This window comes from Pseudomonas sp. Mb7, from assembly GCF_054790525.1.
The window spans coordinates 3,232,368-3,246,371 of record NZ_CP186501.1; the positions used below are offsets into that span (position 1 = coordinate 3,232,368).

At 59.4% G+C, this 14,004-nt stretch carries 10 protein-coding genes and 1 pseudogene; 4 read left to right on the top strand and 7 right to left on the bottom strand.

All coding sequences use genetic code 11. The features are described 5' to 3' along the window. Nucleotides 1–48 precede the first annotated feature (48 nt). The 6 genes and pseudogenes from cysG to ACOYXH_RS14585 form a co-directional block, all read right to left on the bottom strand. A complete protein-coding gene (cysG, locus tag ACOYXH_RS14560; protein ID WP_095124500.1) occupies nt 49–1,443 on the bottom strand; it encodes a siroheme synthase CysG in 1,395 nt (464 codons plus the stop codon). Further along, the gene (gene serS / locus ACOYXH_RS14565) at nt 1,444–2,724 is read right to left on the bottom strand and encodes a serine--tRNA ligase (protein ID WP_007908080.1); all 1,281 of its coding nucleotides are present in this window, start codon (nt 2,722–2,724) and stop codon (nt 1,444–1,446) included. A 15-nt stretch (nt 2,725–2,739) separates the two neighbouring features. Next, the gene (crcB, locus tag ACOYXH_RS14570; protein WP_095048067.1) at nt 2,740–3,114 is read right to left on the bottom strand and encodes a fluoride efflux transporter CrcB; all 375 of its coding nucleotides are present in this window, start codon (nt 3,112–3,114) and stop codon (nt 2,740–2,742) included. After that, on the bottom strand, nt 3,114–4,436 hold the full coding sequence (locus ACOYXH_RS14575; RefSeq protein WP_034155144.1) for a replication-associated recombination protein A: 1,323 nt from the start codon (nt 4,434–4,436) through the stop codon (nt 3,114–3,116). Before ACOYXH_RS14575 ends, crcB begins: the two co-directional genes overlap by 1 nt. 147 nt (nt 4,437–4,583) lie before the next feature. Next, nucleotides 4,584–5,204, bottom strand: a complete 621-nt coding sequence (gene lolA, locus ACOYXH_RS14580; protein ID WP_220556478.1) for an outer membrane lipoprotein chaperone LolA — start codon at nt 5,202–5,204, stop codon at nt 4,584–4,586. A 67-nt stretch (nt 5,205–5,271) separates the two neighbouring features. Beyond that, nucleotides 5,272–7,679, bottom strand: a pseudogene (locus ACOYXH_RS14585) (DNA translocase FtsK). A gap of 297 nt (nt 7,680–7,976) precedes the next feature. Here ACOYXH_RS14585 and trxB point away from each other — a divergent pair. From trxB to infA, 4 genes are all read left to right on the top strand, one after another. After that, nucleotides 7,977–8,936, top strand: coding sequence for a thioredoxin-disulfide reductase (gene trxB / locus ACOYXH_RS14590; protein ID WP_095048069.1), 960 nt, complete (start codon nt 7,977–7,979; stop codon nt 8,934–8,936). 61 nt (nt 8,937–8,997) lie between these two features. Further along, nucleotides 8,998–9,678: a leucyl/phenylalanyl-tRNA--protein transferase gene (aat, locus tag ACOYXH_RS14595; protein ID WP_093434297.1), complete on the top strand. Its 681-nt coding sequence runs from the start codon at nt 8,998–9,000 to the stop codon at nt 9,676–9,678. A gap of 57 nt (nt 9,679–9,735) precedes the next feature. Next, the gene (locus ACOYXH_RS14600; protein ID WP_460065103.1) at nt 9,736–10,443 is read left to right on the top strand and encodes an arginyltransferase; all 708 of its coding nucleotides are present in this window, start codon (nt 9,736–9,738) and stop codon (nt 10,441–10,443) included. Between the two features lie 112 nt (nt 10,444–10,555). Then, on the top strand, nt 10,556–10,774 hold the full coding sequence (infA, locus tag ACOYXH_RS14605) for a translation initiation factor IF-1 (RefSeq protein ID WP_002553999.1): 219 nt from the start codon (nt 10,556–10,558) through the stop codon (nt 10,772–10,774). A gap of 950 nt (nt 10,775–11,724) precedes the next feature. Here the strand turns inward: infA and clpA are convergent. After that, nucleotides 11,725–13,995: an ATP-dependent Clp protease ATP-binding subunit ClpA gene (gene clpA, locus ACOYXH_RS14610; RefSeq protein ID WP_016987404.1), complete on the bottom strand. Its 2,271-nt coding sequence runs from the start codon at nt 13,993–13,995 to the stop codon at nt 11,725–11,727. Nucleotides 13,996–14,004 lie beyond the last annotated feature (9 nt).

Here is a 14,004-nt window from a genome sequence, read left to right on the forward strand (position 1 = left end):
ACAAAACCTGTGGGAGCTGGCTTGCCAGCGATGGGGTCAACTCGGTTTTCAGACCTGCGCCTGAGCCCCTTCGAACCACGCCAGCTTCTCGCGCAGTTGCACCACTTCACCGACGATGACCAATGTCGGCGCATGCACTTCATGCTCCGCCACCAGTCGCGGCAGGTCAGCCAGCGTGCCGGTGAAGACGCGCTGATTGACCGTGGTGCCCTGCTGAATCAATGCCGCCGGGGTATCGGCTGAACGACCATGTTTGATCAGTTGTTCGCAGATGACCGGCAACCCGACCAGGCCCATGTAGAACACCAGCGTCTGCGCCGGCGCGACAAGGTCGGCCCAAGGCAGATCGGTGGAGCCGTCCTTCAGATGGCCGGTAACAAAGCGCACCGACTGCGCGTGATCACGATGCGTCAGCGGAATCCCGGCATATGCCGCGCAACCACTGGCCGCCGTGATACCCGGCACAACCTGAAACGGAATGCCGTGAGCGGCCAGTTCTTCGATCTCTTCGCCGCCCCGGCCGAAGATAAACGGATCACCGCCCTTCAACCGCACCACACGCTTGCCGGCCTTGGCCAGGTCGACCAGTTGCTGGTTGATCTGATCCTGTGGCACGGCGTGATCAGACCGACGTTTGCCGACGTAGACCCGCTCGGCATCACGACGGCACAGCTCAAGAATCGCTGGCGCCACCAAGCGGTCGTACAGCACCACGTCGGCTTGCTGCATCAGACGCAACGCCTTGAAGGTCAGCAGGTCTGGATCGCCCGGGCCTGCCCCGACCAGATACACCTCACCGGTCGTGACCATGGCTTCACCATCGATCTTGGCTTGCAGCAGACGCTCGGCTTCGGCGCCCTGCCCGGCCAGTTGCCGGTCGGCAATCGGCCCCTGAAACACGTCTTCCCAGAAACCACGACGCTGCTGCACATCCGGAAACAGGCTTTTCACCTGATTGCGGAAACGCGCGGCGAGCCCGGCCAATTGGCCGTAGGTCGATGGAATCCAGGTTTCGATCTTGGCGCGGATCAAACGCGCCAGCACCGGCGCATCGCCGCCGCTGGACACGGCTATGATCAGCGGCGAACGGTCGACGATCGCCGGGAAGATCACACTGCACAAGGCAGGCGCGTCGACCACGTTGACCGGCACGCAGCGCTTGTGCGCATCGGTGGAGACTTGGGCGTTCAGCGTCTCATCGTCGGTGGCGGCAATAATCAGCCCGCAACCATCGAGATCCGCCTCGACGTAACCGCGCAACAGGCATTCACCGCCAGAAGCGGCGACCAGTTCACGCAGTTGCGTTTCGATTTCAGGTGCGACCACCCGCAGCAGCGCACCGGCATCGGCCAGCAGGCGGGATTTGCGCAAGGCAATTTCCCCCCCACCGACGACCAACACACGACTGCCGCGCAGGTTGTGAAACAGCGGCAGATATTTCATTTAGCCGATGACCTCAAGGCCACCCATGTACGGCTTGAGTACGTCCGGTACACGGATCGAGCCGTCGGCCTGCTGGTAGTTTTCCAGCACGGCAACCAGCGTACGACCAACCGCCAGACCGGAACCGTTCAGGGTGTGCACCAGCTCAGGCTTGCCAGTTTCCGGGTTGCGGAAACGCGCTTGCATACGACGGGCCTGGAAGTCGCCGCAGTTCGAGCACGAGGAGATTTCGCGGTACTTGTCCTGGCTCGGGATCCACACTTCGAGGTCATAAGTCTTGACCGCGCTGAAGCCCATGTCGCCGGTGCACAGCGCCAAGGTGCGGTAAGGCAGACCGAGCAATTGCAGGACTTTTTCAGCGTTGGCGGTCAGGCCTTCCAGCGCTTCCATCGAAGTCGATGGCTCAACGATCTGGACCATTTCGACTTTGTCGAACTGGTGCTGACGGATCATGCCGCGGGTGTCACGGCCCGATGCACCGGCTTCACTGCGGAAGCACGGAGTGTGCGCGACGAACTTGATCGGCAGCAGTTTCGAATCGACGATTTCGCCCGCAACGATGTTGGTCAGCGACACTTCAGCGGTCGGGATCAGATACAGATCGGCTTCGCCTTCGCGAGCGATCTTGAACAGGTCTTCTTCGAACTTCGGCAGTTGACCGGTGCCTTGCAGCGCCGGCGCCTGAACCAGATAAGGCGTGTAAGCCTCTTCGTAGCCGTGCTCGTTGACGTGCAGGTTGATCATGAACTGCGCCAGGGCGCGGTGCAGACGCGCGATCGGGCCACGCAGCAGGGCGAAACGCGCACCGGACAGCTTGGCGGCGGTTTCGAAATCCAGCCAGCCGAACTTCTCGCCCAGGGCAACGTGATCTTTCACTTCGAAGTCGAACGCGGTCGGCGTGCCCCAGCGGCGCACTTCAACGTTGTCGTCTTCGTCTTTGCCGACCGGCACGGATTCGTGCGGCAGGTTGGGGATACCGAGCAGGATCGAGTCCAGTTCGGTCTGGATCGCGTCCAGCTCGACTTTACCGGCACTCAGTTCGCCCGCCATGCGCTCGACGTCCGCCATCAACGGCGCGATGTCTTCGCCGCGCTGCTTGGCCTGACCGATGGATTTGGAACGCGCGTTACGCTCAGCCTGCAGTGCTTCGGTGCGGGTCTGGACGGTCTTACGCTGTTCTTCCAGCGCTTCGATGCGCGCGGTATCCAGGGCAAAGCCACGGGAAGCCAGGCGGTCCGCTACGTCCTGAAGGTTGCTACGTAACAGTTTGGAATCGAGCATGTCGGTTTCTCGTTATCAAAGTTTGGTCAAAGACAGGCCAGCCCACGTCGCGAGCAGCCCGCCGAATACGCTGAGTGCCGCATAGCCCAGGGCCAGCGGCACTTGCCCGCTTTCCAGCAGGCGCACCGTATCCAGTGAAAAGGATGAAAATGTCGTCAGCCCCCCAAGGAAGCCGACCATCAACCCGGCGCGTACCTCGATCGGCACTTCCGGGCGTATCAAAAACAGGCCGTACAACACGCCAATCAGCAGACAGCCCACGATATTAACGGCCAGCGTCGCGGTATAGAAGTGCCGCGGCCAATTGGCGTTGACCCAATTACCGGTGGCGAAGCGCAACAAGGTGCCGGCAACCCCGCCGGCGGAGACCGCAATGATCAATGGAAACACTATTTTCTCCGCTGCCGAGGGCTTAAACGATCGAGTTGGGCGAGGTGGTTGAGCTTCTCGCCGATCTTCAATTCCAGGCCACGCGGCACCGGTTGGTAGAACGGGATGGGATCAAGCTCTTCCGGGAAATAGTCTTCGCCAGCGGCATAAGCGTCCGGCTCGTCGTGGGCATAGCGGTATTCGTCACCGTAGCCCAATTGTTTCATCAGTTTGGTCGGTGCGTTGCGCAGGTGCAACGGCACTTCCAGCGAACCGTTTTCAGCGGCGGCACGCAGCGCGGTTTTGAAGCCCATGTACACCGCGTTGCTTTTCGGCGCACAGGCCAGATAGGTGATGGCCTGGGCCACGGCCAACTCGCCTTCCGGACTGCCGAGACGTTCCTGCACCTCCCACGCCGCCAAGCACAGGCTGAGGGCGCGCGGGTCGGCGTTGCCGATGTCTTCACTGGCCATGCGCACCACACGGCGGGCCAGGTACAGCGGATCGCAACCACCGTCGATCATCCGCGCAAACCAATACAGCGCGCCGTCGGGGTTGGAGCCGCGCACGGACTTGTGCAGCGCCGATATCTGGTCGTAGAACGCCTCGCCGCCCTTGTCGAAACGCCGACGCGTATCGCCGAGCAGGCTCTGCAGCAACTCGGTGCCGATTTCGCTGTTGTCTTCAGCCAGGTCCGAGGCGTTTTCCAGCAGATTGAGCAGACGCCGGCCATCGCCATCGGCGGCGGACAGCAGCATCTGGAAGCCTTCATCGTTGAGCGTCAGGTTGCGCTTGCCCAGCCCACGCTCTTCAGTGAGTGCGCGATGCACCAGTTTGCGCAGCGCCGCTTCGTCGAGGCTTTTCAGCACGTAGACGCGGGCACGCGACAGCAGAGCATTGTTGAGTTCGAAGGAAGGGTTTTCGGTGGTGGCGCCGATGAAGATCAGCGTGCCGTCTTCAACGTACGGCAGAAACGCATCCTGCTGGGATTTGTTGAAACGGTGCACTTCATCGACGAACAGAATCGTGCGCTTGCCGTACTGGCCGGCCTGCTGCTTGGCGATTTCAACAGCCTGACGGATCTCTTTGACCCCGGCGAGCACTGCCGAGACCGTTTCGAAGTGCGCATCGGAGACTTCCGCGAGCAACCGCGCCAAAGTGGTTTTACCCACTCCGGGCGGCCCCCAGAAGATCATCGAATGCAGGGCACCCTGCTCCAGCGCCTCACGCAGAGGCTTGCCGCGAGCGAGCACGTGCTCCTGACCGACGTACTCATCCAGATTGGTCGCACGCAAACGCGCGGCCAGTGGCTGGGCAATCGGTGCACTGCGAAACAGATCCATCACGTAGCGTTGAAACCTCTATTTGATCAGGTCGATCTTTGCCCTTGTGGGAGCGAGCCTGCTCGCGAAAGCGGTGTATCAGCCACTATTAATGCTGGATGAAATATCGCTTTCGCGAGCAGGCTCGCTCCCACAGGGTTTACGTGTTTATTCCTGGATCACGTCGGCACCCTTGGGGATGTCGAACTTGAACTTCGATGCCGATACCGGCTCGTTGGCCTTAACGCCGGTAAACAGGATGTTGGTGCGCTGGCCGACGCTGTCGATCAGTTGCATATCGTTGAGCAGACCGTTGCGGAACGACAGACGCAGGTTATCGAACAGAGTGTCTTTGGTTTTCGGCTTGAGGGTGAAGTCGATCACGCCGCCCGCCTCTTTCGCGCTGATATCAAAACTCTGGCTGATCTTCGACACATCACCGGACAGCAGCAGCGCCGGGGTCTGGGTCAGACGCTCGTCGAGCTTCTTGATGGTCGCCTGTTCCAGATCCGGGTCCCACAGGGTAACTTTCTTGCCGTCGGAAACCATGGTCTGCTCGTTTGGCGCATTGGTGTGCCAGTAGAACAGGCCCGGACGCTGCAGGGTCATGTTGCCGGTGGTTTCCTGCAACTGCGTGCCGCTGCCGTCGAGGGTCAGCTGCGAGAAGTTCGCGCTCAGGGTCTTGGATGTTTCCAGCAATTGGGTCAGACGCGCCACGTCCTTTTGATCGGCGTGGGCCGTGAGAGTGGTCAGCGCCAGTACTGGCAGCAGCATGCGGATAAGACGCATGGGAGTCCTCTTGAATACTCGTTGGGAGAGCGGCGGCACATCATTGTCCCGCCTCTTGCGTTTGCAATCAGTCGCGTACCGGGCCTGGGGCCAGGACTTCACGGGAACCGTTGGTGTTCATCGAGGTGACGACCCCGGCCATTTCCATGGCTTCGATCATCCGTGCGGCGCGGTTGTAGCCGATCTTCAGCTTGCGCTGTACAGCGGAAATCGAGGCACGACGGCTTTCCAGTACAAACTGTACAGCTTCATCGTACAGCGCGTCGGCTTCCGGATCATCGCCGTCACCGCCACCGCTGCTGCCTTCAAAACCGCTGCCGGCTTCTTCGACACCGTTGAGGATGTCATCGTTGTATTCCGGAGCGCCGCGCAGTTTCCACGCTTCGACCACACGGTGTACTTCATCGTCGGATACGAACGCACCGTGAACCCGGATCGGCAGGCTGGTGCCCGGCGGCATGTAGAGCATGTCACCGTGACCGAGCAGCTGTTCGGCGCCACCCTGATCGATGATGGTGCGGGAGTCGATCTTGCTCGACACCTGGAACGCCATACGCGTCGGAATGTTGGCCTTGATCAGACCGGTGATCACGTCCACCGATGGCCGCTGGGTGGCGAGGATCAAGTGAATACCGGCAGCACGGGCCTTCTGCGCGATACGGGCGATCAGTTCTTCAACCTTCTTGCCGACGATCATCATCATGTCGGCGAATTCGTCGACCACCACGACGATGGTCGGCAGTTTCTGCAGCAGCGGCGCTTCGTCGTGAATGCTTTCACGCTTGTACAGCGGATCGCTCAACGGTTCGCCGGCATCCTGCGCTTCCTTGACCTTGGCGTTGAAGCCGGACAGGTTGCGCACGCCCATTTTCGCCATCAGCTTGTAGCGGCGCTCCATCTCGGCAACGCTCCAGCGCAAGGCGTTGGCGGCGTCCTTCATGTCGGTAACGACCGGGCACAGCAAGTGCGGAATGCCTTCGTAGATCGACAGTTCCAACATTTTCGGGTCGATCATGATCAGCTTGGCGTCTTCCGGGCCGGACTTGAACAGGATCGACAGGATCATCGCGTTCACACCCACCGACTTACCGGAACCGGTCGTACCGGCCACCAGCAAGTGCGGCATCTTCGCCAGGTCAGTAATGACCGGCTTACCGCCGATGTCGTGACCCAGCGCCAGGGTGACCGGCGATTTGAAATTGTCGTATTCAGGCGTCGACAGCACTTCGGAGAAGCGCACGATCTGCCGGTCTTCGTTGGGAATCTCGATACCGACGGTGGTCTTGCCCGGAATCACCTCGACCACACGTACGCTGGTCACGGCCAGCGAACGCGCGAGGTCTTTGGCGAGGTTGGCGATGCGGCTGACTTTCACGCCGGCGGCAGGCTGAATTTCGTAACGGGTAATCACCGGACCCGGGTGGATCGAATCCACCGTGACCTCGACACCGAACTCCTTGAGCTTGATCTCCAGCAAATGGCCGACCGCCGCCAGGGATTCCGGTGAGTAATTGAGTTGTTTCTTTTCCGCCGGATCAAGAATCGAAATCGGCGGCAAAGTGCCTTCCACGGCGCTGTCGACGAACAACGGCACCTGTTTCTCTTTCTGCACGCGCTTGCTTGGCTCGGGCGCCTTGGCCGGGGCCGGGGCGATAACCGGCGGCACTTGTTTCTCGCGGTCGGACATGTGCTTGCTCAGGGCTTGCTCACGTTCGATCAGGCGTTCTTTGACTTTGGCTTGTTCGCGCTTGTCAGTGACCGTCGGCGCGACCACGTCATGCACGCGATCGTCGACTTCACGCAATTGCGCAACCAACTGCTTGCGCTCGGTACGGGCCGACCACCAGCGATTGAGCGCGCCTTGAAACAGTTCGAACAGATCAAGGGTGATCTTGCCAGTGATATCCATCACCTTGAACCACGACAGATCAGTGAACACCGTCAGACCGAACAGGAACAACGCAATAAACAACAGGGTGCTGCCCTGAATATTCAGTGCATTCTTCGCCAGATTGCCGAGGCTTTCGCCCAGCGCGCCACCAGCTCCCGCCGGCAGGCCCGAGGCCGCGTGAAAGTGCAGATGCGCCAGCGCAGCGCCAGACAGCACCAGAAACACCAGACCGATCAGACGCCAGGAGAACAGCCAGCCGCTCCACTGCCACGGCTCGTGGCGCTGGCGGAAAATCTGGTACGCCTTGATCGCCAGCAGCAACGGGAAGATATAGGCGAAGTAACCCAGCACCATGAACAGGATGTCGGCGCTGTAGGGCCCGCCGGGCCGCCGAAATTCTGTACGTCATCGATCTTGCTGTTGTGGCTCCAGCCTGGATCGTCCTTGCCGTAGGTCAGCAAAGCCATCATCAGGAACAGGCACAAGGCGCCGATGGCGATCAATGCACCTTCCTTGAGCCGGTAGTGCAACTGTTGGCGCCAGAGCGGGACGACTGTTTTTGGTGCTTCGGTGGATTTCTTCAAAACGCTTCTTTTCCTGCGCCCAAGGCGCGTCCATCTATTGAATGACGATAAAAAACTGCCCAATCCAGGCAGGTAAAAAAGTGAACGAGCGCAACTGAGACTACTTTTAACACTGTGCTGCCGCTTTTATAAATACAGCACACGGCGAACATTCTGTAACAGCCCGGCATTGTACGGGTTTGTGCGTCCGATGCCATGCTTCAAGCCCCAGGATTGAGCATAGTCAAGCACACAGAGGCCGCGACTCAATTTGAGCATGCATTACCTTTTGTGACAAAGGCTTATGAGGTCTATTTGATGAACGTAGCGAAGCATTCACGCCTGATCATCCTTGGCTCCGGCCCGGCCGGTTACAGCGCTGCCGTGTATGCCGCCCGCGCCAACCTCAAACCCGTGGTCATCACCGGCCTGCAGGCCGGTGGCCAGCTCACCACCACCGTCGAGGTCGACAACTGGCCCGGTGACGTCGAAGGCCTCACCGGCCCGGCGCTGATGGAACGTATGCAAAAACACGCCGAACGCTTTGCCACAGAGATCGTTTACGACCACATCCACACCGCCAAGTTGCAGCAGCGCCCGTTCGAGCTTATCGGCGACAGCGGCACTTACACCTGCGACGCACTGATCATTGCCACCGGCGCCTCGGCGCAGTATCTCGGCTTGCCCTCGGAAGAAGCCTTCGCCGGCAAAGGCGTTTCCGCCTGTGCGACCTGTGACGGCTTCTTCTATCGCAATCAGGTGGTCGCCGTAGTCGGCGGCGGCAATACGGCGGTTGAGGAGGCACTTTATCTGTCGAACATCGCCAGGGAGGTGCACCTGATCCATCGTCGCGACAAGCTGCGTTCGGAGAAAATCCTTCAGGACAAACTGTTCGAGAAAGCTGCGAACGGCAACGTGCGCCTGCACTGGAACCAGAATCTCGACGAAGTGCTCGGCGATGCCAGCGGCGTCACCGGCGCGCGACTGCGGGACAGTCATACGGGCGAAACCCGCGAACTGGCGTTGGCCGGCGTATTCATTGCCATTGGTCACAAGCCCAACACCGACCTGTTCCAAGGCCAGTTGCCGATGCGCGACGGCTACTTGCGGGTCAAGGGCGGCAGCGACGGCGACGCCACCGCCACCGAGATTCCCGGGGTATTTGCCGCCGGTGACGTGGCTGACCACGTTTACCGCCAGGCGGTAACATCAGCCGGTGCCGGGTGTATGGCCGCACTGGATGCCGAGAAGTATCTGGACGACATTCCTGTCATTTAACGGCACACTTTATCGCGGGCCAGACGCCCCACCGCCCTCCCCTTCTGTAAGCCTGGATGCCATGCTGACTTGGTTACAACGTAATTCCCTGACTTTTCCGCCACTGGAAAAGGCCATGCGCGACCCCAACGGATTGCTGGCTGCGGGTGGCGATTTGTCGGCCGACCGGCTGATTCAAGCTTATCGCCATGGCTGCTTTCCATGGTTTTCCGAGGGTCAGCCGATTCTCTGGTGGTCGCCGGATCCGCGCACGGTATTGTTTCCCGACGAACTGCATGTCTCGCGCAGCCTCGGCAAACTGCTGCGTCAGGAACGCTATCAAGTGACCTTCGATCAGGATTTCGATGCCGTGATCCGCGCCTGTGCCGCACCACGGGATTACGCCGATGGCACCTGGATCACCGAGGCGATGCAGGACGCCTATGTCGAACTGCATCGTCGCGGCTTCGCGCATTCGGTGGAGGTCTGGGATCAGGGCGAACTGGTCGGTGGCCTGTACGGCCTGGCGATGGGCCAATTGTTTTTTGGTGAATCGATGTTCAGCCGCGCCGACAATGCCTCGAAATTCGGCTTTGCCACCCTTGTGCGGCACCTGAAAGACTCGGGATTCGTGCTGATCGATTGCCAGATGCCGACCGATCATCTGCACAGCCTCGGCGCCAGAGCCATTCCCCGCCAGGAATTCGCCGACTATCTGGCCCGCCATCTGGACCAACCCAATCGTGCCACCTGGGTTTGCTGAGCGACTTTTGCGCGCGTGGCTTACACTTAATTCACCAGCTTATCCCGAGGGTTGATCATGACCGAGTTGGCGCGATTGAAGTTCTATGCCACTCAGCCTCACTCTTGCAGTTATCTGCCCGAGGAGCAGGCCACGACCCTGTTTCTCGATCCGAGTCAGCCCATGGATGTGCATGTCTACGCAGACCTGTCGGAAATGGGCTTTCGTCGCAGCGGCGATCATCTGTACCGGCCGCATTGCCAGAACTGCAATGCGTGCGTACCTGCGCGCATTCCCGTGGCGCAGTTCATGCCCAATCGTCAGCAGAAGCGGATTCTCAAGCGCAATACGGATTTGCAGGTGCGCCCGGCCAAACCGCAATTCAGCGAAGAATATTTCGATCTGTATCAGCGTTACATCGAACAGCGTCACGCAGACGGCGACATGTACCCGCCGAGCCGTGATCAGTTCGCGACGTTTCTGGTCCGCGACTTGCCGTTCTCGCGCTTTTACGAGTTCCGACTCGACGGACGGTTGCTCGCCGTGGCGGTCACCGATTTACTGCCGAACGGTTTGTCAGCGGTGTACACCTTTTACGAACCCACCGAAGAACGCCGCAGCCTTGGCCGATTTGCCATCCTCTGGCAAATCGCCGAGAGCCAGCGCCTCGGGCTTGAGGCGGTGTACCTCGGTTACTGGATCAAGAACTGCAAAAAGATGAACTACAAGACGCAATATCGCCCCATCGAACTGCTGATTAATCAGCGCTGGGTGATCCTCAACTAAACCCAAGCCGTAAACCCCTTGGCGTAAACCCCATTTTTCGGGCACAATGCACGCCGCTTTTGCCTGGCGCAGTTGCACCGGGCCATTCATTGGATACCGAGGGCTTTACTGCATGTCGAAAGAAGACAGCTTCGAAATGGAAGGCACTGTCGTCGACACCCTGCCCAACACCATGTTTCGTGTGGAGTTGGAAAATGGGCACGTCGTAACCGCGCATATTTCCGGCAAGATGCGCAAGAACTACATTCGTATTCTTACCGGTGACAAAGTGCGCGTCGAGCTGACGCCCTATGACTTGAGCAAAGGGCGCATCACTTACCGCGCTCGTTAATCAAGTCAATACAGAACGCCCGGTTTATGCCGGGCGTTTTTGTTTGTCTGCGTTTTGGGGTTTGGGGTTTGGGGGCATATCCGTTTTTTCGGGTGCGGCCGCTGGCGGTTTCGCTCTTACAGCGAGTCCCTTTTTCAAACGCCAAAAAGGAACCAAAAGGCTTTGCCCCTGGCGTACGGCACTTCGCCTAGGCTCAGCGTTCCCTCGCTACGGTGTCCATCCGGGGGCATCGCCTACGGTTTGCTTCGCTGCACCTCCTCTCGATGTATGCGGCTACGCCGCACGGCGCTGCGCGCCTACCCCCGGATGAACACCTTCGCTCGGCCTGCCGATGGGGCAAAAGATCAAAAGCCAAAGCTAGATCAAGAGCCAGATCAAGAGCCCCTCACCCTAGCCCTCTCCCGGAGGGAGAGGGGACTGACCGAGGTGTTTGGGTGACGTACGCCGACATGAAATACCGAGTTGAACTCAGACTTTGAAATGCTCACAAATCGGCTCCCTCTCCCTCGTGAGAGGGCTGGGGTGAGGGGCAGCAACAACCCAAATCAAAAGCCGAACACCCGCGCTCTTGACCACTCAATAGGCCGAGTGTCAGCTCGCCTGCTCTTGATCTTGATCTGCAAGGCGACGTCGGAAGGCTGAGTGGAGGGATTGATCCGGGCGTGGGAGCGCAGCGACCGTTTGGCGAAGCCAAACACAGCGAGAGGAGGTGCAGCGAAGCAAACCGTAGGCGCTGCGCCCGGATCGATCCCGGAGCGAAGGAACCCCGAGCCCCGGCGAGCGGGCCGCACGTAGGAGCAAGCCTTTTTGGTTACTTTTTCGGCGTCTGGAAAAAGTGACCCGCCGTAAGGGCGGAACCCTAATCAGCCATCACCGCAGCAACGGATATACACACAAAAACACCAGACAACAAAAAAGGCGCCCGAAGGCGCCCTCTTGATCCAAGGCCGTCAGGCCATTTCTGCAGTGGTCTCGAAGTCAAACGTCAACTCACCATCCTTGATGTCGATGTGCACCACACCGCCATGCTCGGCCAGCTCGCCAAACAGAATCTCCTCCGCCAACGGACGCTTGATCTTGTCCTGGATCAGACGTGCCATCGGACGCGCACCCATCGCCGAGTCATAACCACCCGCCGCCAGCCAACTACGCGCAGCATCAGTGACCTCAAGCAACACACGCTTGTCTTCCAACTGCGCCTGAAGCTCGGTGAGGAACTTGTCCACCACACTTTTGATGACCTCATGGCTGAGGCGACCAAACTGGATAATGGTGTCCAGACGGTTACGGAACTCCGGCGTAAAGCTCTTCTTGATCACTTCCATCGCATCAGACGAGTGGTCCTGATGGGTGAAACCGATCGAAGCACGCGCCGCCGTTTCGGCACCGGCGTTGGTGGTCATGATCACAATCACGTTGCGGAAGTCCGCCTTGCGCCCGTTGTTGTCGGTCAGCGTACCGTGGTCCATCACCTGCAACAGCAGGTTGAAGACTTCCGGATGTGCCTTCTCGATCTCATCGAGGAGCAATACGCAATGCGGTTGCTTGGTGATCGCTTCGGTCAACAGACCGCCTTGATCAAAGCCGACATAGCCCGGAGGCGCACCGATCAGGCGCGATACGGTGTGACGCTCCATGTACTCGGACATGTCGAAGCGAACCAGCTCGATCCCCAACGCCTTGGCCAATTGCCGCGCAGCCTCGGTTTTACCAACACCGGTCGGGCCTGCGAACAGGAACGAACCGACTGGTTTGTCAGGCGACTTGAGGCCTGCACGGGACAGCTTGATCGCAGTCGACAGCGAATCGATCGCCGCGTCTTGGCCAAACACCGTCAGTTTCAGGTCACGCTCCAGGTTACGCAGCAGCTCCTTGTCGGAACTGGTGACGTGCTTAGGCGGAATCCGCGCGATTTTCGCGACGATATCTTCAACCTGCGGCACCTCGATGCGCTTCACGCGTTTTTCGACCGGTTGCAGACGCTGATAGGCGCCCGCCTCGTCGATCACGTCGATGGCCTTGTCCGGCATATGCCGGTCATTGATGTAGCGCGACGCGAGTTCTGCCGCAGCACGCAATGACTCATCGCTGTATTCGATGTTGTGGTGCTGCTCGAAACGCCCTTTCAGGCCGCGCAGGATACCGATGGTGTCTTCCACCGATGGCTCGACGACATCGACCTTCTGGAAGCGACGCGCCAAGGCACGATCCTTCTCGAAGATGCCGCGGAATTCCTGGAACGTGGTCGAACCGATGCAACGGATGTCGCCAGACGACAGCAACGGTTTGAGCAGGTTCGAGGCGTCCATCACGCCACCAGACGCAGCGCCGGCACCGATGATGGTGTGGATCTCATCGATAAACAGAATCGCCTGCGGACGTTTTTTCAGTTCGTTGAGCAGCGCCTTGAAGCGCTTCTCGAAATCACCGCGATACTTGGTGCCCGCGAGCAGAGCGCCAAGGTCGAGCGAGTAAACAACGCTATTGGCCAGCAGGTCCGGCACCTGATTATCAACAATGCGCTTGGCCAGGCCTTCGGCAATCGCAGTTTTACCCACGCCCGCCTCGCCCACCAGCAGCGGATTGTTTTTGCGCCGACGCGCGAGAATCTGCGCGACACGCTCGACTTCCGACTCACGGCCGACCAGCGGGTCGATGCGACCCTGACGCGCGAGTTCGTTGAGGTTGCTGGCATAAGCATCCAGAGGATTGCCTGAAGAAGAAGACTCACCGCCCTCGTCGTCCTGCATATCTTGTTCACCTTCAGAGTGATCGCCATGCCCCGGCACTTTGGAAATGCCGTGTGCGATGTAATTGACGACATCGATGCGCGCAACGCTCTGCTGTTTCAGCAGGAACACTGCCTGACTCTCTTGCTCACTGAAGATGGCAACCAGCACGTTGGCGCCGGTTACTTCGCGTTTGCCCGAGCTCTGTACGTGGAAAACAGCACGTTGCAGTACACGCTGGAAGCCCAGGGTTGGCTGGGTTTCGCGATCTTCGTCATGAACGGGGATCAATGGCGTGGTGGAGTCGATGAACTCCTGCAGGTCATGCTTGAGTTTGTCGAGGTTTGCGCCGCAGGCACGCAAAACGGTGGCGGCAGCCTCATTGTCCAATAGGGCCAGCAAAAGGTGTTCGACGGTCATGAATTCATGACGTTTCGAACGAGCCTCCTTGAAGGCTAGATTGAGGGTGACTTCGAGCTCGCGGTTTAACATAGCTTCACC